General features: G+C 51.2%; 18 protein-coding genes and 1 pseudogene. 11 read left to right on the forward strand and 8 right to left on the reverse strand.

Annotated features, from left to right (window positions below; all coding sequences use genetic code 11):
* Positions 1-6: 6 nt before the first annotated feature.
* From EHT25_RS31200 to EHT25_RS31215, 4 genes are read right to left on the reverse strand one after another with little or no spacing between them, the layout of a single operon-like run.
* Positions 7-2,253, reverse strand: a complete 2,247-nt coding sequence (locus tag EHT25_RS31200; protein WP_124879373.1) for a polysaccharide lyase family 8 super-sandwich domain-containing protein — start codon at positions 2,251-2,253, stop codon at positions 7-9.
* A 48-nt stretch (positions 2,254-2,301) separates the two neighbouring features.
* Entirely contained in the window at positions 2,302-3,747 is a 1,446-nt protein-coding gene (locus EHT25_RS31205) for a RagB/SusD family nutrient uptake outer membrane protein (RefSeq protein WP_124879374.1), read from the reverse strand.
* A 14-nt stretch (positions 3,748-3,761) separates the two neighbouring features.
* Positions 3,762-7,208 (reverse strand): SusC/RagA family TonB-linked outer membrane protein, encoded by a 3,447-nt coding sequence (locus EHT25_RS31210; protein WP_229311859.1) that lies wholly within the window; start codon positions 7,206-7,208, stop codon positions 3,762-3,764.
* A gap of 22 nt (positions 7,209-7,230) precedes the next feature.
* Positions 7,231-8,217 carry a FecR family protein gene (locus EHT25_RS31215; protein WP_124879375.1) on the reverse strand — a complete coding sequence of 329 codons (987 nt, stop codon included), beginning with the start codon at positions 8,215-8,217 and terminating at the stop codon, positions 7,231-7,233.
* 143 nt (positions 8,218-8,360) lie between these two features.
* Between EHT25_RS31215 and EHT25_RS31220 the strand changes: the two genes are divergently transcribed.
* Positions 8,361-8,951 carry an RNA polymerase sigma-70 factor gene (locus tag EHT25_RS31220; RefSeq protein ID WP_124879376.1) on the forward strand — a complete coding sequence of 197 codons (591 nt, stop codon included), beginning with the start codon at positions 8,361-8,363 and terminating at the stop codon, positions 8,949-8,951.
* 214 nt (positions 8,952-9,165) lie between these two features.
* On the opposite strand, the gene EHT25_RS31225 is transcribed toward EHT25_RS31220, so the two are convergent.
* Both EHT25_RS31225 and EHT25_RS31230 read right to left on the reverse strand, forming a co-directional pair.
* Positions 9,166-10,338, reverse strand: coding sequence for a DUF4249 domain-containing protein (locus EHT25_RS31225; protein ID WP_124879377.1), 1,173 nt, complete (start codon positions 10,336-10,338; stop codon positions 9,166-9,168).
* A 125-nt stretch (positions 10,339-10,463) separates the two neighbouring features.
* Positions 10,464-11,678 carry a DUF4249 domain-containing protein gene (locus EHT25_RS31230; protein ID WP_124879378.1) on the reverse strand — a complete coding sequence of 405 codons (1,215 nt, stop codon included), beginning with the start codon at positions 11,676-11,678 and terminating at the stop codon, positions 10,464-10,466.
* Between the two features lie 170 nt (positions 11,679-11,848).
* Here EHT25_RS31230 and EHT25_RS31235 point away from each other — a divergent pair, with 170 nt between their 5' ends.
* From EHT25_RS31235 to EHT25_RS31245, 3 genes are all read left to right on the forward strand, one after another.
* Positions 11,849-14,245, forward strand: coding sequence for a TonB-dependent receptor (locus EHT25_RS31235; RefSeq protein WP_124879379.1), 2,397 nt, complete (start codon positions 11,849-11,851; stop codon positions 14,243-14,245).
* A gap of 366 nt (positions 14,246-14,611) precedes the next feature.
* Complete coding sequence (locus EHT25_RS31240; RefSeq protein WP_124879380.1) at positions 14,612-16,192, forward strand: alpha-L-rhamnosidase-related protein; 1,581 nt, start codon at positions 14,612-14,614, stop codon at positions 16,190-16,192.
* Between the two features lie 167 nt (positions 16,193-16,359).
* Entirely contained in the window at positions 16,360-16,695 is a 336-nt protein-coding gene (locus tag EHT25_RS31245) for a VOC family protein (RefSeq protein ID WP_124879381.1), read from the forward strand.
* A gap of 175 nt (positions 16,696-16,870) precedes the next feature.
* Here EHT25_RS31245 and EHT25_RS31250 read toward each other — a convergent pair whose 3' ends face one another.
* Positions 16,871-17,233: a hypothetical protein gene (locus EHT25_RS31250; RefSeq protein ID WP_124879382.1), complete on the reverse strand. Its 363-nt coding sequence runs from the start codon at positions 17,231-17,233 to the stop codon at positions 16,871-16,873.
* A 304-nt stretch (positions 17,234-17,537) separates the two neighbouring features.
* On the opposite strand from EHT25_RS31250, the gene EHT25_RS31255 reads away from it, so the two are divergent.
* The 3 genes from EHT25_RS31255 (at position 17,538) to EHT25_RS31265 (ending at position 19,680) form a co-directional block, all read left to right on the forward strand.
* On the forward strand, positions 17,538-17,960 hold the full coding sequence (locus EHT25_RS31255) for an EamA family transporter (RefSeq protein WP_124879383.1): 423 nt from the start codon (positions 17,538-17,540) through the stop codon (positions 17,958-17,960).
* Between the two features lie 253 nt (positions 17,961-18,213).
* The gene (locus EHT25_RS31260; protein ID WP_124879384.1) at positions 18,214-18,786 is read left to right on the forward strand and encodes a carboxymuconolactone decarboxylase family protein; all 573 of its coding nucleotides are present in this window, start codon (positions 18,214-18,216) and stop codon (positions 18,784-18,786) included.
* Positions 18,787-18,840: 54 nt separating this feature from the next.
* Entirely contained in the window at positions 18,841-19,680 is an 840-nt protein-coding gene (locus tag EHT25_RS31265) for a sigma factor-like helix-turn-helix DNA-binding protein (RefSeq protein WP_124879385.1), read from the forward strand.
* Between the two features lie 106 nt (positions 19,681-19,786).
* Here EHT25_RS31265 and EHT25_RS31270 read toward each other — a convergent pair whose 3' ends face one another.
* On the reverse strand, positions 19,787-20,131 hold the full coding sequence (locus EHT25_RS31270) for a nuclear transport factor 2 family protein (RefSeq protein WP_229311860.1): 345 nt from the start codon (positions 20,129-20,131) through the stop codon (positions 19,787-19,789).
* A 447-nt stretch (positions 20,132-20,578) separates the two neighbouring features.
* Between EHT25_RS31270 and EHT25_RS31275 the strand changes: the two are divergent.
* From EHT25_RS31275 to EHT25_RS31290, 4 genes and pseudogenes are all read left to right on the forward strand, one after another.
* A pseudogene (locus tag EHT25_RS31275) lies at positions 20,579-20,671 on the forward strand (transposase); the annotation flags it as partial.
* A gap of 171 nt (positions 20,672-20,842) precedes the next feature.
* Positions 20,843-21,109, forward strand: coding sequence for a transposase (locus tag EHT25_RS31280; protein ID WP_229311863.1), 267 nt, complete (start codon positions 20,843-20,845; stop codon positions 21,107-21,109).
* A 5-nt stretch (positions 21,110-21,114) separates the two neighbouring features.
* On the forward strand, positions 21,115-21,414 hold the full coding sequence (locus tag EHT25_RS31285) for a hypothetical protein (protein ID WP_124879386.1): 300 nt from the start codon (positions 21,115-21,117) through the stop codon (positions 21,412-21,414).
* 35 nt (positions 21,415-21,449) lie between these two features.
* Positions 21,450-22,043 carry an integrase core domain-containing protein gene (locus tag EHT25_RS31290; RefSeq protein WP_124879387.1) on the forward strand — a complete coding sequence of 198 codons (594 nt, stop codon included), beginning with the start codon at positions 21,450-21,452 and terminating at the stop codon, positions 22,041-22,043.
* Positions 22,044-22,224: the final 181 nt, after the last annotated feature.

Raw genomic sequence — 22,224 nt, forward strand, 5'->3', positions numbered from 1 at the left:
ATAGCATTAGGCTTTAGGAAAGTTTTGAACCAGTGGCCGTCCCGCTTCTGCCCCTTCTGGAAAGGTAAAGGTCGCCACGATGGGTGATGTGGAAAGGGCCGTATCCTGTACCCGGACCATCACCTTCCCGGCCCGGTGCGTCGGATTTCCGACGGCGAGGGTCCAGCGTCCGTTGGCGGTTCGTCGCCATTGGACGACACAGGGTTGATCGACTTCCAGTTTGCGCTGGTCCGGCAACACCAGCGAACCGGGTTTCCAGAAGATTCCCTGCACGAGGTCCGGGGTAGCAACGGCCTGTAAGCTGGACGTATTGGAGACAATGGTCGGCGATTTGGTTTGGTTAAATGCGGCAATACCGTCAGGCATCAAACCGGGTGCCACCACGTAGCTGTACTTAAAACCCTCTTTCGCGGCATTTTCGTGTTCGATCCAGAGACTAAACACCTCACCCTCGACGGCCGCCGGCGGATTGGCGGGGTCTTCCCGGGCTTCCCGGTGCGGAGCCGTGTTGAGTGTTTGCCACGGAGCCGATTTGCGTTCGGTCCGGATGCGCAGGTTCGACGGCTGCGGAAACAGGTAGGTTACCCCGTCGTGGTGCACCCAGCCCGCCGTTTTGTGCGTATGGGTTTCGTCGGCGGCTAAGGCAGCGGTGTTCATGCTCGTCGTGACGGGGCCTTTCGCCCAGCACTGGTTCACACTCGTCACCACGGGTAAGGTGGTATCATAAGATTTAATGGCTGCTCCCAGGCAGACAACTACCTCATCAAGAAAAAACCAGGCCTTCTGTGCGTGCAGCCCGGCCCGATGCACTTCCATGGCGGCTGCGCCTGACGTTCCATCCGATACCCCACCCGCCCAATCGCTGCCGCCGTACGAGCCGATTCCCCAGCTATGTAGTGGCAGTGGGACGGCCGGGTTATAGACGCAACTCACCCCCGGAACCCGGCGCCAGTCCCAGAGTGGAAAAATATTCCGGTATTCATCCCCGGTCTGCATCAGACACATCGCCCCATCGCCCAGGTGATAGCCCAGTTCGTTCTGTTTCCCGCCCGACTCGTGACTATACACCCGGCGCGACGACATTCGGGCCGAAGCCAGAAAACCGGGTCGGTTGTGTGCCATATAGTCCGACATCCAGAATAACCGGTTGCCCGCGGGAGCGGTTTTGGCTTCCGCTTCACCTCTTAGTCGCCGGGCAAACGCCTGGAGTTCAGCCTGGCGCTTGCCGCCGAAGGGTATGAGGTGGTCGCATGCGGCTTCTGCCCCGAAACCGGAATCATGATCGGGGCCGTGCTTTAATGGCCAGGCCACCATCCGCCCCACGGTGGTAAAATCAAGCGAACGGCCCCGCGTCAGGGGTTGCAGCCCGTCGAGGACGTAACGGGTTAGGGTTTCCAGTTTGTCGGGCGCAAAGGCGAAAGCGGTTTTATGCAGGGCGAGCGCTAAAGCCGTCGCGTCGCGGGCAAATCCAAGGCCGTAAAGTCCCCCGGAATAAAACTGGGGGCCGTGCTGGTGGAAACTGGAATCGACCTGAATGCTTTCGGACCGACCGGGGCCAATTTCCTGCTCTGCCTGCTTGGCGTATCGGGCAACGTAAACCGGATCATTCGCTAAACAACCGGCTATCACCTGAATGGTGGCTTCGTGCATCAGGTTCTCGCCGGTCGCCGGAGAGCCGGAATAGTCCAATACCCCATCGGGACGCACGCAGGTTTTAAGGATGGTTACAACCTGCGCTTTTTCAGAAGCAGACAGTTCGTTCCCCATCAGCAGGGCGGCCTGTCCCAGCGCTAAAGGCGATCCAATCTGATAGAACCAGCCCGCCGAGGGGGGATGGGGCTTGCCCAGCCATACACCCAGCGACCGGTGCAGGGCGTCAGCCAGTTGGGTGCGTTGCGGGCCGGTAGCGGAGTGAAAGGCTCCAGCCAGTTTAAGAATTCGGGTGCAGTGGCCGTACCGCTTGACCCCTTCGTGTTCGGGTTTGAACTGCGCTTCCAGATCAGGCCAGTGACCCGTCGGATCCAGGGTCCGGAGCAACTGATCGACACTGATCCAGTTCGCTTCCGGCGCGATGACCAGGGACTGGTCGGCCATTCGTTGCCGGATAAACGCCAGTTCGGGAAGGACATCCGTCGTGCCAACCCATTGGCTCAGGCTGAATGCCGGCCCGGCCAGCCCCAGGCTACCAACCGCGCCGGTTGTCGATTTAAGAAAGGTACGACGGTTGAACAACCGTTTATGTACTTGGTCCATGGTTTTGGGTAGTAGATACGGTGTCTACGAAAGACAAGTTGCTGACGATCAATAGCCCGGATTCTGTACCAGTTTCGGGTTCGCATCCATGTCGGTTTGCGGAATCGGAAGCAGGTTATGGAAAGGCTGAATGGTCGCGTTTCGGTTAAAGCTGTTTTCCGCTTTAACGGCTTCCACTAGCCGGTTTGTACGGACCAGGTCGAATCGCCGGCTATTTTCACACGCCAGTTCCAACCGGCGTTCGAGCCAGACGGCCTCTCTGAACTGGGCTGCGGAAAGCCCCGCGAGTGGCGTTAATCCGGCCCGGGTCCGCACCCGGTTCAGGGCTGCGTACGCTTCGGGGGTTGGGCCGTTATTCGCTTCATTGAGGGCTTCGGCCTGCATCAGCAACACGTCGGCAAAGCGGAGGATGGGAATACTGGTCCCTTCACCGCCGGAAGTTTTGGCGGTTTTATCCCACAATTTTTGGAACGAAACCGCCTTGGTCGGGTCCGGGTCGGTCACCGAGAGGTTGGTCGTTACGTTGTTGTATACGTACGAGGTCAGGAAGGTAACGGCTTTCCGTTTATCCGCTGCAGTATAGGCGTTGAACAGTGACGCACTCACGCGGGCGATCCCCGCTCCGCCACTGGGATAGATCAGCGCCTGCCGAACCCCGAAATTACGCCCAATGCCGTGCCCCCGAACGTCGGTAATGTATTGCACCTCGAATATATTTTCGCGCCCGCCCCGGGCCGACAGCGCAAACGCATCGGCGAAATTCGCGTAGAGGTCATACACCCCCAGGTCAACCACTTCCTTCGCTTTCGCGGCCGCCTGGGCCCAATACGGTGAACCGGGGGTTGTACCCGCTCTGGTCAGGTATACTTTGGCTAAGATCCCTTTGGCGGCTCCTTGTGTGGCCCGGCCCGTTTCGGCGGCTGAATAGCTCTTGGGCAATACGCTCTCGGCTTCTTTCAGGTCGGCTTCAATCAGGGCGTAGACATCCGCCACCGGCGATCTGGCTATTTCCAGGCCATCCAGGGAAGCCGTCTCGGCCGTCACCAAAGGCACATCACCGTAATACCGGACCAGGTTGAAGTAGTGGAGGGCCCGCAGGAATTTGGCTTCGGCGACGTAGCGTTTCTTGAGCGCTTCGTCCATCGCAATGCCCGGTAACCGATCGATCACGGTGTTGGAACGGTTGATTCCCCGGTAGGCGGGTACGTAAGCTCCAATCAGCGAATTGGCCGGGGTAAGGTTGTACCGCCAGAGTAGCGGGCGGTTGGCATCCCCCGTCAGGAACGGAATGGCATCGTCGGTTGTGGTGATGTCGATGTTGGGGTCGAGATTCCCAATGGCGTTGTAACAGGCCCCCAATGCCGCCCGGGCATCATCCGCATTTTTATAATACGTGGCATTGGTCAGGTTGGTCACGGGCGACAGGTCCAGCTGGCTTTCGCAACCGAACGCCAGAAACGCCGGAATCGTGAGGAGAAGACGGATATTTTTCATGAACGCAGGTCGGTTTAGAGTTTCAGGTTCAGGCCAATTAATAAGGTTTTAGCGGCCGGGTACCCGCCATAGTCAATTCCCTGGCTGAGCGACGAGCTGCCGTAGCGATTGACTTCCGGGTCGTAGCCTGTGTACTTGGTGAACGTCAGGTAATTCTGAGCCGCCACGTAGACTTTGACCGACGAGAATCCCGCCCGGCTAACCCAGCGCAGCGGTAGCGTATACCCCAGCGAAATATTTTTCAGGCGCAGGTAGGAGCCGTCCTCCACGTGCAGGCTGGACAGGAGCCGCGATCCGCCGGCGGCATTGGCGCGCGGAATGGTATTCCCGCCCTTGGTGGGTGTCCAGCGTTCTAGCACCCGCGCCGACTGGTTGTTGCCGCCCGTCAGGTTAATGAGATCGAATGTCGCATAGTTGATGATTTCGTTGCCACTGGACCCCTGAAAAAAGAGATTCAGGTCAATGCCTTTGTACGAAAAGGTATTGTTGAAGCCCCCGAAAAAATTGGGATTGGCGTTGCCGATGATATCCCGGTCCAGATCACTGATCGACCCATCGCCGTTTATATCTTTATAGCGAAGGTCACCCGGTTTTGCCGTTTTCTGCGCAGAAGCATCTACTTCGGCCTGGCTCTGAAAGATACCGTCCGTCACCAGACCGTAGAAATTGCCTAATGGGCTGCCTACCCGCAGCAGAATCGGGTTTTGCCCCGTATTGGAAATGGTCGCGTCAGAACCGGTTCGAAACTCCTGTCGGCCATCGAGGGTCAGGATTTTATTCCGGTTGAACGAAATATTAAACTCCGACGTCCAGCGAAAACCACCTTGGTCCACATTGATGGTGTTGAGGGACAGTTCGAAGCCCGTATTGCGAACGCTACCAATGTTTTTGAGCGTGTTCGCGAAGCCGGACGAGGTGGGTACGCTCACGCTGAAGAGAAGATCAGAGGTCAGCTTGTTGTAGTAATCCGCCGATACCTGAAGCCGGTTGTTGAACAGGCCTACATCGAACCCGACATCAAATTGCGCATTTTTTTCCCAGCGCAGATCGGGGTTACCGATGCCACCGGTTGCGGCACCCACCTGCAAGGCTCCCCCGATAACGTAGGGTGCCGACGCGATGTTGGCCAAGTACTGGTAGTTCCCGATTTCCTGATTCCCCGATAAGCCGTAGCTGACCCGGATTTTAGCATCCGACACGCCCGGCAGATTCTGCATCCAGGGTTCATTGGCCAGTTTCCAGGCGAAAGCTCCCGACGGAAAGAAACCGAATTTGTTCGCTGGACCGAAGCGGCTCGACCCGTCACGACGGCCGGTTAGCGTAAAGAGAAAGCGGTCTTTGAAGGAGTAATTGACGCGGGCCAGGTACGAAATGAGTCGCCATTGACTGGCTCCCGTGCTCGGAGCCACCAGCGTTGACCCCGATCCTAAGTTATTATATAGGGCGAAATCATTGGCAAAGGTGTTCGCGTTGGCATCCACCGATTCCGAATTGATCCCCTGAAAGGTGTAGCCGACTACGGCGTTGACGGTGTGGTCGGTACCCAGTTGGCGGCTAAAGTTGAGCGTATTTTCGTTCAGCCAGTTAATCGATTGCGTCGAACTCACCGATCCGCTGCCCCCCAGACTGGCGCCCAGCGTAGCCAGCCGGGTAATGTAAAAATTATTTTTTGAGGTCTGTAAATCCGCCCCCAAGCTGGTTCTGAACGTCAGGCCTTCCACGATTTTTACATCCAGGTAGGTGTTAGCCAGCAACCGGATCAACGAGGTTTGGTCGGTAAATTCGTTGATCATGGCCACCGGGTTGTCGGCACCCAGACCGTTTAGAACGCCCACGTTTTTATAGTAAGTGCCGTCGGCGTTATAGATCGGAAAGGTTGGGGAAAAATTGAAGGCTGAAGCGATCACGCCGTCGACGGCCCGGTTGCCAGCGGTTTCCGTGCGCGGGCCATTGTTGATCGTATAGGCCCCCTGAATGGTCATTCCTATTTTAACCCGCGATGAGAGTTCGTTGTCGAGGTTGGTGCGCAGCGTGTAGCGCTTGAAATTGGAGCGGGGAATGATCCCGTCCTGGTTGAAATAACCGGCCGAAATCGCGTACCGGGCCGTAGCCGACCCACCCGCCACCGAAAGCTGATGGCTTTGGATGGGCGCATTTCGCAGGACGGTTCGCTGCCAGTCGGTGCCTTCACCCAGGGTGCTGGCCAGCGGCCGGTCGGCGGAACTGCCGTCGAAATACGGTTTTCCGCCGTTGTTGGTCTGGGCTTCGTCCACCAATTCCGCAAACTGACGCGCATTGAGCAGTGGAATGAGATACCGGGGAGTTTGGCTTCCATAGTAGCCATCGTAGCTGACGACCGCCTTGCCCGTCTTGCCGCGTTTGGTCGTCACAAGGACGACTCCGTTTGATCCCCGTGAGCCGTAGATGGCCGTCGCCGACGCATCTTTCAGCACTTCGATACTCTCAATATCGTCCGTATTGATCGAGTTCAGGTTTCCGGTCGGGAAACCGTCGATCACGTAAAGGGGGTCGTTGCTGGCGTTAACCGACCCCGAACCCCGGATGCGGATGGTGGAGCTGCCACCCGGCCGGGCTGAATTCGTTACCACCTGCACCCCGGCCGCCCGGCCCTGCATAGCCCGGTCGAGTGAGGCAATCGGGGTCGCTTTAATGTTGGCTTCGCCCACCTTGGCAACGGAACCAGTCAGGTCCGATTTTTTGACCGTACCATAGCCCACCACCACAACTTCTTCGAGTGATTTTTCATCGGCTTTCAGGCGAACGGTCAGCGTCGATTGCGACCTGACCGCCACTTCCTGTTTTTCGTAGCCCACATAACTGAAAACCAGCACGACATCTTCGTTGGGAACCTGCATCCGAAAGGCTCCGTCTTTGTCCGTCGTGGTTCCGTGGTTCGTCCCTTTCTGAATGATGCTGACGCCCGGCAACGACTCGTTCCGGGCCACATCGGTCACGTTTCCGCTGATGGTTCGTTCCTGAATGGGTGAAGAGCCCGTTGGAGATACTGCCGACGAAAACGATGGCTGTGGTTGTGTCTCTGAATTCGTGCCGGATGAGGTGGGCGGTTCTGCGGTTTTAGTATCACCAGTTGACTTCGTTTCCGGCCGTTTCCGATCCCGGTTGTAAATCAGGTACGAATGCGGATTGTTTTTTTCAACCACCAGATTGAACGGTGCCAGCAGGGTTTGCAACGTCCGTTCCAGTGAACCCGATGCGTTGGTGACCGGCGCAACAAATTTATCTTTCAACTCCCGGCGGTTGTAATCAAAGACAACGTGGTGTTGTTTTTCCAGATTTTTCAGGACATCGATTAAGGCCTGCTGATTCTGGCGGTTTGTTTGCTGCGAACGGGCCGATGCCATGGCCACATCCTGGCCAATGGCAGGCAAACCGGAAAGGAACAAACCGATAACGGCCCAGATAAGTACACGTGTTTTCATAAGGGTAAAGGATAGAAACTGACTACTCAATGATGTAATGATCGCCGTCGAAGGTGACGGTAACATTGTAGATTTTCTCGATTTTGCTCAATACCTGTTTCACATCATCGGCTGGAATCGAACCGCTGAATAATTCCCGTCCAACGGCCGAATTGCGCAACTCGACCTGCAACCCATGACTGTCCCGTATCTCCTGAAGCACTTCGGAAACGGGCTGATCGGTGAACAGTAGGATGGTGGTTTTCCAGGCCAGTTCGCGGTTGAGATTGGCCCGAATGGGCTTTAATTGCCTTGTGGTCTGGGAGTAGCGAACTTCTTCGCCGGGTTTCAGCGTGTACGTTTGTTGGGTCGGGTCGGTCACTTTAACTTTTCCTTCCTGCAAAACAACCTGCGTCGTACCTCGGCGGTTTTGTACGTTAAACCGGGTTCCCAACACCTCGACGGCCAGTTGATCGGGTGTATGAACGACAAACTTCTGGTGATTACGAGTATGCTGGACCCCGAAAAAAGCTTCCCCTTCCAGCCAGACGTCGCGTTGACCGGTTTCGGCCCAATCGGCCGAAAACCTCAGCGATGAATTGCCATTGAGCGTCACCACCGATCCATCGGGCAGTTCCACCGTGCGCTGTTCGCCGTATGCTGTCCGAATGGTTTGTGGCCCGGTCAGGTGTTGATAAAACAGCCATCCCGAAACCAGCAGAACAATTGCCGCAGCCGCCCAGCGTACCACCGGCAGTTGCAACACCCGCCCGGATTTGGAAACCGGCAGATCGGTATTTTCAGGCTTGTTCGCTGCCTTTTCGTCGAGCGGTTTTTCAGCGAGTTGCTGCCAGATGCCCGACAGCATCGTGTTGCGGAGGGACTGGCGTTCCGTTTCGGAAAGCGAGCGCAGGTACGAATCATCATCGGAGAAATGCTTCCACCAGCTTTCTAATTGCCGTTTCTCAGCATCGGTCGCTTTCCCGCGCAAAAGTTTGCGGATCAGGGTTTGCAGGTATTGTTTTCCCATGAATTCGGTTGGGGGTTTTCCTGTAAGTAGGACAACTCACCCCAACCCCTAAACCGAATCTTACCTTTTTTAAAGATTTTTTTGAGGGATTCCAATTGCAGAAAAAATCATATACCTTCAACTTTTGAACAAAACCGCATGCAATGTCCAAGTGGTCTTCGCCCGATAGCGCAATCGAATCGGAATGGCTGCAAGCCCTGAAACAGGGTGACCGGAATGCTTTTACCCAACTCTACGATTTCTACTGGCAGCGTCTTTTTACGGTAGCTTACAATTACACCCGATCCCGGGAGACGGCACAGGAACTGGTTCAGGAAGTTTTTATGAGTTTATGGGTCAAGCGGGAAGAACTGGTGGTGCGAACCAATCTGGAAAGTTATCTGTATGGCGCAATCCGGTTCCGGCTGTACGACTTGCTGGATAAACAGAAAAGCGCCAGTCTCTACGCCGATTATGCGGCCTACACCCAGACCGCGGCCGAAGAAACCACCGAACAACAACTGGCCTTTGCGGAAACGACCGCTCTGATTCAGCAACAAATTGATACGTTTCCGGAAACCACGCGGCAGGTTTTCCTGTTAAGCCGCTTCGAAGGACTTTCCGTTGCCCAGATTGCCGAAAACCTGCATCTATCGCCCAAAGCCATCGAGTACCACATTACCAAAGCCCTACGCTTGTTGCGACTTCATTTGACAGACATCTGCCTGTTATTGTTATATATGGGTTGTATGTAAATTGGCAGTGCAGTTAAAGCTTCTTTTAAGCCAACCTGCCGCCAGGTGTATTTCCGTCAAAATAAAGGGAAGTTTGCGTCTATTTACACATTTTCTGAACCAAGATTGGTTGGTGGTTTTCCTTGAGAAAAGGGTTATTAAGCTATCAATTGATGGTTGATCACACTATCTTCACCTCGACTTTTGCAACAGATCAAGGATTATAGAAGAGAAATTAGTCTTGCCACCCCTGCGGTTTTACCGGTGTGCGGGTATCACTCGGGACACAAACGGCCAGGGGGGGACGGCCCTGAACAGATTGGGGTTCATCGACGGGACCACGCCCGTTCAGGGCGACAAATAAGCCAGGACCCATTCCAATCGCATCGTTTCGGGTTAACCAGTACCGGACGGCAGAAACACTGGATACGGTGAAATAACCGACCACCGGCTCATTTTGCCTGGCCACCTGATGGACGTTGCCTACCAATAAAGCAGGTTGACTATCGGCCACACCCCCGAGGGCCCGCGTTTGCTCATCCAGGCGATTAAAAAACTGGTAAGCCTTTTTGGTTAAGGAACTTTGTCTGATTTCAACCAGACAAGGGTCGTTCGAATACAGAGGTACCCGGCCAATGCGCAAGCCTTTCACCGGATTTCCATTGGTGTTCTGATCACTGAATACCACCAGGTCATGACTGTAAAGTATTTCCCAACAGGCCGTTCGACAGTTATAATCAAACGTAGCGGTAAAGAAATTCGAATTAGCTGGGACACAATCTTCGATGAAGTGGCCTTGCGCATCCCTGATTTGATAAAGTCCCTGCGAGCAGGTGCGGCACCAGTCCTGGTGTTCCCAATCCATCCAATCCCACCGATAATAATTGGTTTGATCCGCCGGATCGGTAAAGTCTACATAAAAATCATGGGCGGCTGGATAGTAAAAATTGGCCAGTCGTTCCGTTGCGCTTAAACTGGTGGGATTAAAGAGCGCCCGAACTTGCCTGATCGGAGCCACCGGCTGGAGAAGCTCCGGGGTTGATTCGTACCGGGTGCCATCCGATAAGGTAAACCGGAGTTGGTACGTATGGCCGACTTGCCCCCTGAAGTCGGCCGGTAGCTGATAGCGGCCATCGGTTGTTTCCGGGGCAATGACTACGTCTACTGAATCAACTACGATCTGTACGCTAGCCTTGGTGATGGGTACATACCCGAAGCGACCGGTGAGTCGATCCGCCCGAGAGCGACTCAGTCGAATCAGCTGCGGCTCGGCTTTGTCCGTAATGGTGCCATCCACAACCAGTACATTCAGCGAACTATAGATTGTCGATTCAACCGGATCGACACAGGTAAGCAAGCTTACGACAGCACTTAAGCAAATCAAAAACTTCAGCGTTAATGAGCGCATAACCAGCTAAAAAATAACTAATACCGTTCAAAAAAGGTGATGGAGGTCCACAATCTATCGGACCGGTCCCCGCTTTTATGTACGATCCCAACGTACAAAAGCGCATCTGTAGCTAGAACGTATTTTTAATCCCGCCAGTCGGTTGGTTTCAACGCGGTGCGAGAGTCGCTTTCGAGACAGACGGCCGTCGGTGGACGGTCTGACCCATCAAAGATTCCATACCCCCGATCTTCGGGGGCATTGGTTTCCGGATGGGGATTTTTCCCATTACTCAGGGCCTGATATAATCCTGGAGCGGCTGTCTGGGCATCCCGGCGATCCAGCCAGTAACGCAGTGATGAAACCCCTTCGGCTGTAAAATACCCAATTACCACCTCCTTTCGGTTGGCCAAATTATGCACATTGCCACTTAAAACCGTCGGGGGCGTGTCTGCCAATCCACCCGTATTTTGCGTCTGGTCCTGTAAAAGCTTATAGTAGCGGTAGGCACCGGCCGTCAGCGCCCCCTGGCGAATATCGACCAGACAGCCCCCGGCCTGGTAATAGGGTACCTGGGCGATCCTCCGGTTGACAATGGTTCCTCCGTTGGAATATTGATCGTCAAACACATTGATATCGTAGCCCTCGAAAACCTGCCAGCAGGGTGTGCGGCAGGAATAATCGTACGTAAAATACTCGGACTGAATATACCGACTCACATCCACGCAATCTTCAAAGCGTCTGTTCTGATCAAAAGGATAATACTCCGAATAATAGGCGTTATCGCAGGTACGGCACCACTCCTGCCGTTCCCAGAGTTTCCAGCTCCAGCGGTAATAGTTATGTTGATCAGTGGGGTCCTGAGTCGTCAGAAAAAAATCATAGGCTGCCGCATACACACCATTGATTCGTTGATTGAGGGGCAGACTGTTGGCATTAAACTGCGGGGTAAGCTGACCAATTGGCGGGGACGGTTGCATTACCTCCGTCGTTGATGTGTAATTTCTGCCATCCGGGAGGGTAAAGCGTAACTGGTAGGCATGACCCACTTGGCCCTTAAAGCTCAGGGGTGCCTGATAGGTACCCGAATCTTTCTCCGTGAAGGGGACTGCCAAACTCGAATCAACCAGCACCTCAACGATGGCTTTCGAGATTTTTATGGTTCCCAAACGCCCGGTGATCGGGTCGGCTTTGGCCCGGCTCAGGCGAATGCGCTGGGTTTCGGGCAGGTTCGTGATCGTTCCCTCGATTACCAGCAGATTCGTCGTATCCTTAAAGGGTAGCTCAATGGCATCAACACAGCCCCCGATGAGGAAGCTGACCACCCCAATCAACTTCAGAAACCTTGAATAAAAGCGCATAGGTTAGTTATTCAACCTCTAAATAACTAAATTATTCCTATGAATTTTGTTATTTGTTACTGATTATTCCGGGCAGTTAAGATCAATCAGACCTCTCCGGCCAATCGCGTATCTATTGGTTAAAAAAACCGTATACCGACCCGAACACGACTTTGACCTGAACCTCGATTATGCGTATCCGAGTACTGACGGCTCTGCTGTTGACCTTTTTGGCCTTTCACTTACCCGCTCAAAACCGCTACACCCTCTCGGGCACCGTCCGCGATTCGTCCAGCCAACAGCCCCTAAACCGGGCCGCCATCGTCATCGATTTTGACCGGCACACGACCGGAACGTACACCGACATGCAGGGCCATTTCTCCCTTTCACTCGCGTCGGGTTCCCACACCATCGTCGTCCGACTCATCGGCTACCGAACGTTCCGCGCTGTCCGCTCGATTCGCCAGGATACCCAGCTGGACATCACTTTACCTTCGGTGGCCAGCCAGTTGGAAGAAGTCATCATTTCGAACAAAGGGTACGACCGCCATGTGCGCCAACCCCTGCTGGGCGTCAGCCAGATCAACATCGCGACCCTAAAAAAAATGCCTGCCGCGCTGGGCGAAGTCGATATTCTGCGCAGTCTGCAGATGATGCCCGGCGTGACCAGCGTGGGCGAAGCGGCCAACGGTTTGAACATCCGGGGCGGCACCACCGATCAAAACCTGATCCTGATGGATGAAACGCCCATCTTCAACCCGACGCACATGTTTGGGTTGTTTTCCGTATTTCCACCCGATGCCGTCAGTGGCCTGGACCTTTACAAGGGCAATGTCCCCGCCCGCTATGGCGGTAGGGCCGCATCCGTCTTGGATATCCACTTGAAAACCCCCAGCCTGGAACGGGCTGAACTCAGCGGGGGCATTAGCCTGGTCGCCAATCGGTTGACGGCGGACGTCCCCCTCATCAAGGGCAAACTGGGGCTGCTGGTCTCGGCACGCGGGGCTTTCAATGATTTTCTGTTGCGACTGGTCTCCCCACGTTTCGATGACATCCGGGCGAAGTTTGGCGATGGGGTCGCGAAGGTGTTTTGGCGGGTCAACCCGCGCAGTACGGTTACGGCCCTGGGCTACTACAGTCAGGACCTGTTTCAGACCAATCTGGTGGGCAGTCTGGCTAATGTCAACGCGGTTAACACCCAATTTGCCCAGCAAACCGCCAATGGTATGGTAAGCTGGTTCTACGCCATCAACCCCCGGCTCAATATAAAAACCAACGCGCTGGTGGCTCAGTTTATTCCCCGAATCCTATCCACCGAAGACAGCACCTACAATAAAGTGGAGCTTAAACAGGCGCTGCTGCAACGGCAGGTCAAGTCGACACTCAACTATCAACTCACGCAACAGAAGTGGGAATTAGGCCTGAGTGTGACTCAGTACCGGTTGAACCCCGGTGAACTCCGGCCCGGCAACAGCCTTTCCGTCAATTATCAGAAAACACCCCGCGAACAGGCGCTGGAGTTAGGTATCCATCTTGAAGATGAAATGAGTCTTTCGGATCAACTGGCCGTTTCGGCGGGTCTGCGGTATTCGCATTTCCTGACGATGGGGCCGTCGGTGGTGCGTAGGTATGAGATTGGAGCTGTGGCCGATGCAACCACGGTGATCGATTCGCTGGTATACGGGGCCGGGCAGATCGCCAAACAATACGGCGGATTGGAACCCCGGTTGGGATTCCGGTACGCTCTGACGCCAAACGCTTCCCTCAAACTCGGATATAACCTGATGCGTCAGTATTTACAGGTCATTACCAATACGATGACTCCCCTGCCGACAGCCCGCTGGAAAACGTCGGATACCTACATTCAGCCTCAGGTAAGCCAATTGTGGTCGGCCGGGTATTTTCAGAACTCCCGAAATAACATTTTTGAGTTATCGGCCGAGGTCTACTACCGACGTACGCTGCATATGCTGGATTACAAACCGGGGGCCAATTTTCTGTTGCAACCGTACCCCGAAACCCAGTTGCTGGCGGGGCGAAGTAAAGCCTATGGCCTGGAGGTGATGGTGTCCCGAAAGAAAGGCGAATTAACCGGCTGGATCAATTATACCTACGCCCGCACCTTAAACCGGGTCAACCAGGGCGATAATTTTGATCAGCAGATTAATGGGGGCAACTGGTACCGGGCGAACTATGACCGGCCGCACAGTCTCAATACCAGTTTGAACATCAACTACAATAAAACGCACAGTTTTTCCTTCAACTTTGCCTACAGCACCGGTCGGCCCTATACGGCTCCCGAAGGATTCATCCGTTACCAGAACCGCAATTATCCGTACTATAACGAGCGCAATCAAAACCACCTACCGGCCTATCACCGGCTGGATTTTGCCTGGAATATTTACCGCCCCAGCCTGAAAGACCGGCGTTGGCAGGGACACTGGACATTTACAGTGTATAATCTGTATGGGCGAAAAAACGCCTACTCAATCTTTTACCGCACCGAAGGGCAGGCAACCAATCCCTACCGACTGAGTATTTTCGGTGCCCCCATCCCCAGTTTAACCTACAATTTTGAGTTTAAGTAAATATTCGTACCTGGCGCTTAAAATTCCCAAAAATGGATATAGCGGGAAGGATGGGGCGGAGTAATTCAGCTCAGGAATGAGGTCAGTTGTAATCGAAAAATACACCTTTCTGAACAGACATATTGATCCCAAATACACCTTTGATTTGCCCTATAATTTGTTGGGCCAAGAAAGGTATGATGTGTTGATTGAAGTCCATTTTTCCCCTTTTCCAATCCAAGGAAAAAACATAAACTGTGTGAACGTTGGAATGGACGTCTGACACGACAGTCGTCTTTGGGCGTTTTTTTCTTTGAGGCTGTCCAAATTTCAGCAATACTGATCTAAAAAAGGGGAGATTTGTTGCCGGATTAAAACAAAACGCAGATGCGTACAGTAAGATACACAAAATGGGGCTTACTCATCATTCTGTTTGCCTTTTCAGTTTCATCAAGAGTGGGGGCACAATCGAAAGATACCCTTTATCTGCCGGACCCGCTCATCGCCGAAGCTTACTATAAGGCCGCTCATCAGAATATTCTGGCAGCGGTTAATCCCGCTGTTTTCAATGGCTATTTTTCGGTTTGTGCCGACGGAAAAGGCTTTGGTTACGGCAATAGCTATCCTTCTCTGGACGGACATCAGATGAGTGACGCACTGCTGTGGCTGGGACAGATCAATACGGTAAAAGCAAATTGGGACTATGTGAAGTCTTTTCAAAAGCCGGATGGGAGGCTACCCCTGGCCATCCTTCCTGCGAACGCCGGGAAAAAGATCGGCCCCCAAAATTATCAGGCTGAAGTTGATCCCAATGGAGGTTTGTATCAACACTGGGTACCGAAGGATCCGTTGAGAGCATTGGCGGGAACTACCTACATTCAGAATGCCGATGTGATCTTTCGATTCACGTCTGATAAGCAATGGCTTACAGAACAATTGCCTTCCATCAACCGAACGGCCGATTACCTGGCTTCCCTGATTTCGGAGGAAGGCGCGGTGGGTGGCGCCGGGTATTACGTCGAGCGTCCTACGCGGGTGGAATTCGACGGGGTATCTCAAGGGCATGTGGTAGACGCCTTCCGGCGATTGGCGGCTCTAAACAAGGTTGTTGGCAACCTGGTGGCTACCCAAAAATACCGTGTGCTTGCGGATCGTGTGGCGTCGTTCTTTCAAAAAAAATTCTGGCAGGGAACTCAGTATGCCGAATACATTCATCCCGAAAAAGGAGTTGTCAAGGGGCATGGCCTCACCGATGTCGACTGGACCGCCCTGGCTACCGGGGTTGCATCAGAAAAGCAAAAGAAGGTAGTATGGCCCCAACTGAAAAGTGCTAAGGGCTTCTACTACAAGGGCATGCCAACCGGAATTGCAACGAAACCTGCAACGTACGAGAGCTGGGAAACTACCTATGCTGATAACCAGGACCTAGCCGCAATGGGCCGGGTGTGGTATCTGGAAGCCTGGGCGAGGGCGAATATGGGTGACGCAGAAGGGCTGATCAGCAGTATTCGGGCGGTGAGCCAGGCCGGTCGCGACAGTAGCTACTACTGGCGTGAGCGGTACAATGCCAACGGTGGTTACGGCGCTAAAAAGTACAATGAGTATCCGGCCAATCTGATCCGGATTGTTCAGCGGTTTTTATTTGGGGCCGAACATGGTCTTGACGGGTCGCTCCAACTTTCACCGGTAGCCCCTGAGGCCTTTTGGCGTTCTGGTTTTGGCCAACGATTATCATTACGCAACGGTGCGATCTATTATATGATGAAGAATGGGAGAACGGACGGCCAGTATACCGGCGACACGTCACAAACCCTGTCGATCAAATTCCCGTACCCGGTTAAAAATATCCGTCTGGTCATCAATGGAGCGCCGGTCGCCCAGCGTAGGAAAGACAAGTGGATAACGTTCGTATTACCCGCTTCAAAAGAAGGCCGGCCATCGACGTTCAGTATGCGCTTTGACCACTAGCGTGTACGTCGTCAGCCCGGCCGTATCTGTCCATTTTCGGCTGACGATGTACAATACCTAGACCGGTTTTGATCATTTATCTGTTTATCCTGAAACTAAACGGGTTGATCGCTATCGATGCCAGTAGAAATCCGGCAATTCAAAAATGACGTCAATCAGCCGTTACAATGTTTACGACCACCAACGCATTCAGCAGGTTTTTGGTCGATGATCGCCCAAAGGTCAAAACGTTTTGTCAGCAGACGCTGGGACTGGAGGTTACTGAGGAACACAAAGGAATATCGTTGTTAACACTGCACTTGGGCGGTGGCAACAAACTACTATTTTACCCGAAACAGGATCCTTCCCCGGCCACTTTTACCTTCCTCAATTTTCCGGTGGAAGATGTAAACCAGGCCGTGGATGAACTGACCGGTAAAGGAATTGTAGTTGAGCACCTCCAGGGTGACATCAGCACGCATGAAAAAGGAATGTCGCGGGGGCAGGGCCCGACCATTGCCTGATTCAAAGATTCTGTCGGCAATATATGATCGATTGTGAAAACCAATCCGGAAAATCGATGAAAAGACTGGCCGAAGGGTTGATCGACTTTCGGTCCAATCCGGGTTTATATGCAAAAAGCCCTGACAGTTGCCAGAGCTTTCTGAATAGAAAAATAGCAGTGTACCTGCCAAACCATTAACTGGCCAGAAAATTGATGGCCTGCTTTAACGTCCGTTCGTTATGGTTTTCCGGATCGTTGTAGGACCGCTCTCCTACTTCAATGGTCAGTTGCTTTCCTTCCAGCTGTTTGGTATCAAGTTCCTTTTCTTCTTGCGCATCGATGCCTACCATGTCAAACAATTTGATAATGGCGGGCATGCCTGCTTTGGATTGGTAAAACCGCTGGGATACATATCCATCTTCGTTTTCGAACCGAACGGCAAAAAATGGAGTGCCTTTGTGTTCGCTGACCCCTTCTTCAATGTGGGTGATGGTTACCTGTTGCAGGCCGTCGGCCAAAACGGCTTTATTCTGCCCTTCCTCTACTGCAATTTTCATAGCGTTAAATGTATGTTATACTTATATTATATAACTTACCAAAACTTAAATTGTTTATTTTCACATGTGCTATTACTCGAAAAAGCCAAAAATTCACTATTTACTAATTTACGGGTATATTGTAACTATATTATAAAACTAAGGTGTGTTGGTTGGCACTTGCTGGAAAGTATAGTATGAATTATATGAGAACAGCAAAAGCGTACACCTTATAAAAATTTGGAGATTTGTCCTAAGAATCGGATTTTAAATCATTTTTGTTACTTTCTCCATTTATAAATCTCTACCTATTATACTCGATCTGATGTGGATCCTTTTTTCATTATTGGCAGCCCTTGCTTCTTCGATCGTAGTTACGCTCTCGAAAATGGGGATCAAGCATGTCGATTCAAGTATCGCTTTCGCGATCCAATCTATTTGTATTCTGGTGGTATCCTGGGGCGTTGTCATTGGACAGGGTACACTATCGGACGTGAGCCGTATTGATCGCAAGGTTTGGTTTTATCTTATTGTAGCTGGAATTATTACCTGCATTTCCTCGCTGCTTTCGTTTCGGGCTTTGAAACTAGGTGACGCTGCCCGAACCTCACCACTCGACAAGGTTTCCCTGGTGTTTACTATTGTACTGGCGGTTATTTTTCTGAAGGAAAAAGTAAATGGGCAAGTTATTTTTGGGGCTGTTCTTATGGCTGCCGGTGCCATTTTGATTGCGCTGGCTCGCGAGTAAGGTTATCGTATTATTTAAGACCAACATAATAAAAGCCGTCAATGAAGAGAATCAAATGTAACCAGAAGAATTGTTCAGACACTGTCTGAATGATTACGAAATCCACAATTCGCAGTAGCAATCGTGGTCTTGATAATACTTCTGGCTGATTTTTGATAAAACCATTGGGGAGATAGGAAAGGTCTATGAAATTTTAGCCCACTATTGTCACAAAATAGACTTCATCCAGTCTCAGGAGAAAACGCTGAGAAAGATGAACACTCCATTTCTGGCTCCCATTGAAAAGCCTAAGAGTTTACTCTGGAAATTACTGTACTTTTTAACCCGCCAACGATTCGGCAAAGTTATCACACCCTTAAAAGTTATGGCTGCCAGAATGCCAGTCGCTTTCGGCTCATTTTCGGGCAAAATAGGGCAACTTGACAAAAAGCTTCAGCTTCCAGCTGAAACGGTTATGCTTGTGCGTGAACAGGTAGCCCACATTAATATGTGCCTTTTCTGCATCGACATCGGCCGGGCCTTTACCATCAAAGCGTCCATGAACCAGGCTAAATTTGATGCCTTGCAGGACTATCAGGACAGCCCACTCTTTTCTAAAAACGAAAAAGTGTTGCTCGATTTTGTTACCCGGCTGGCCCGCGACCGCAAGATGGACTCCGAATTATTCCACCAACTCGCTCAGCATTATGATGAACGCTCGATCTGTGAGATTGTCTGGATCGTAGCCACTGAGTTTTATTACAACATGGGTAATATTGGCTTAAACATTCACTCCGACATGATCTGCGACATTGTTCAAAAAAAAGTCCATCAACATGCTAACTGATTTAGTTGATACGTTGTAGATCGGTCGGGAAAAACAACTGTCTTTCCGTCGCTTATGGTGATTACAAATCAAGTCCTTCAACTGCGGCCTTACCTGTTTCGCATCGCCTATACTATGCTCGGTGTCATCGAGGAAGCAGAAGATATCGTTCAGGATGTTTATGAAAAATGGGTATCAGTCCATGACGTCGAGCAGCCAAAAGCCTATCTGGGACGGATGACCGTCAATAAGAGCATTGATCGGCTCCAGGAATTGAAACAGCAACGGGAAAGCTATATTGGCCCCTGGCTTCCCGAACCGTATATTACCCTGGATGCCGATCAACCTCCGACCATTGAATATGGTCTATTATTTCTGCTGGAACGGCTTAATCCCATTGAACGGGCGGTTTTTATCCTGCGGGAAAGTTTTTCGGAAGACTATCGCACGATCGCCGAACTCACGGGCTTCTCAGCCGAAAACTGCCGTCAGTGGTTGCACCGGGCCCATGAAAAACTCGGCAGCCACAAAACCCGACCGGTAGAACCAGCCATTCAACGCACATTTACGGAAGCATTTCTGGGCGCTTTGCAGCATCAGGATCGTGAGTCACTCAACCAGCTTCTCAGATCAGACATTGAATTATTCAGCGACGGCGGAGGCAAACGCCCAGCTGGACTAAAACCCCTGTTTGGCCTGGAGAAAGTGCTGAAGTTTTTATTGGGCGTCCTTCAGATTCCGGAAAATCAGACCGACGACTATCGTCACCAACCGGCTTTTGTCAACGGAATGCCAGCAAGTTTAATCTTCCACCGGGTAACGGGTGAGTTGGATTCGATGACTTACATTAGCTGGGAAGGCACTGAAATCACCCGTCTATTATACGTTCGCAATCCGGATAAGTTACAGATTTGAGTCGGCACACATTAAAATGTCCCTAAATAAAACCGGTCTGGCTGATTCTACTAAAAATTTCATTCGGATTTTAACAATCCATTTTACAGGGGTTATGACTTGTTGACTAGGCTTTGATAACAAAAGCTTTCAACTCGGCCATTTTGCCGTTGCGAAACCGCCAAACATCGCAATAAGAATAGCTGGCTAATTCCCCGCTTTCATCCTTCAGGCTGATTTTACCAATGGCCGTAACAAAATCGCCTTCAGCAATTAGGTTATCGACCCTGAATTTGGGAGGTTCTGCATAAGCCGTTGTCATCCATTGTCGAACAGCTTCTTTTCCTTGCAGGATTCTGTCACCTACAAAATCCCATTGAGTGTCTTCTGTGCAATGGGATAGAAATTCCTCATTGTCCCCCTTACTGATGGCCAAATTAGCTTTTTCTAAAATTGATTTATTCTCGTTCATTAGAGTCCGACTTTTCATCAGGAAATCCATTCCTTTGGTAAATAGTCTGAACCATCGAATTGTTTTTCGGATCTGGGAAATAGTGGTCTTGCCAAACGGAAACTGATGACGAACTTCATCTCAGCTCTCCCCTAGTTGCATTATTTTAAAAATTGAATTTTTATTTTGATTATATTTTTAAAATAAAAGTTGTAAAGTATTGATAGAGAGAAACATATAACACTAATTTACAACTAAAAATGCATGTAAAATTAAGGATTTTATGAAAGTAATATAAGTTGTAAAACTGGTTGCTCATTTAGTTGTTCCTCTCAACCTGACTGATCTTAGCCCTAATAAGTGGACATTGAAAAATAGAGGATTCGGACAATTGTTGTACTTTAAATACAAAAGCAATTGTCATGAAAAAGACGGCAGCGGCCGACCGTCAAATTCACAGAAGCCCAGATTGTGTTTGCTCTTAAACAGGCTGAAACAGGAGTTGCTGTTGCGGAAGTATGCCGTAAAATGGGCATTAGCGAAGCGACCTTCTACAATTGGAACGGGGCCGCCCGCGCGGAAGAAGTATGCCGGTTTAGGTGTTTCTGTCTTAGCCCCCTGAATGGTTGGACAAAATTGTAAAAACAGTTTAGTCCCTTAATTTCAGGAATCTATGAACAAAGTAAGACGAACCTTTTCCCGGACGATCGCTACTCGATTGTCCAGGAATCCATTCGAGACGGCCATACGGAGGTCTGTCGCAAGTATAGCTTATCCCCCTCACTGCTCAGGAAATGGCGGCAAAAATATCTCGCTAAGGGAAAAGAAGGCTTGAGAGACTCCTATCCTCGGGTTGATCCACAACTCCGTGCTTTGGAAGAAGAAAACGAACGATTGAAACGGATTATCGCAAAGCAGGCATTGGAAATCGAGCGGGGCCGCCCGGCGGTAAAAAGCGAACTGCTAAAAAAAACATCTATCGGACCACGGAAAAGATAGCCGTTATGAATCAGTATGAGCAGCATACAAGCCGTATCGAGCTTTGCCAATGGTTGGATTTGCCGCGTAGCGTTTCTTATTATAAAGCGAAGACTGGCAAGCCGGGTGCTAAACCCAGCCAGATGACCTTGAGGTTAGATGGAACCTGGGTATCAAATCAGGAAGTTGTAGCCCGTATCCGGTTATTGCTCGATACCGAGTTTAATGCATTTGGCTACGAATATACCGCCCACGAACTCAAGAAAGAATTCGTCATCAATAAGAAAAACGGGGCCGCCCGCGCGGGTGTATCGGCTGATGAATGAAAACGGGTTATTATTGGGAAAGGTGATCCGGCCAAGTGGTAAACGGGAGTTTGTTCAGTTCATCGGACCGCCGAAGCGGACGCATTGAAGCCACTAAACCGCTTGAATACCTATGTTGGGATATCAAATATGTTTGGATACATGGTGAACGGCGAAATTATTACCTGCTCTGTGTGTTGGATGTCTTCACGCGTAAAATTTTAGATTGGATATTTCAACCCAGCATTCGCCAAATGGACCTGATCAATTTACTACGGCGGGTGAACCGTGATCATGAACTGAAAGGAGTTGTCCTACGCAATGATAATGGTAGCCAATTTATTGCGCACAGAGTGCGTAACTTTCTGAGAGGATCAGAAGTAAAACAGGAGTTTACGCATGTAGCTACTCCAGAAGAGAATGCTTACATCGAAGCGTTTCACAGCATATTGGAAAGAGAAGTTATTGAGCGTAATGAATTTGCCAGCTATTATGAGGCCAAGCAGACGTTGCAGCGTTTTATCACTCATTACAACATCAATCGCCTTCACCGGTCGATTGGTTTTGTGACACCGCAGCAAAAGTGGGAGGCTACCTATCAGGAAAATGCAGTTTACAACACAACTATTTTAGAAGAAATGTCTAACTGATAGGGGGCTAAGACACCCCATTTGAATGAAAGTATGCCTTCCCGATCAAAAAAAGGGACTATCGCATTAACTGTGTAAACTTTCTAATCGGGGTTGGGCGAAGCTTAAAGCCTAACCCTCTCTTCAAAAATAGTTAAAAACTGATTTAGAATCATACCCCAGTTCCGGATAGGCATCGTCC

This window comes from Larkinella rosea, from assembly GCF_003858635.1.
Lineage (GTDB): Bacteria > Bacteroidota > Bacteroidia > Cytophagales > Spirosomataceae > Larkinella > Larkinella rosea.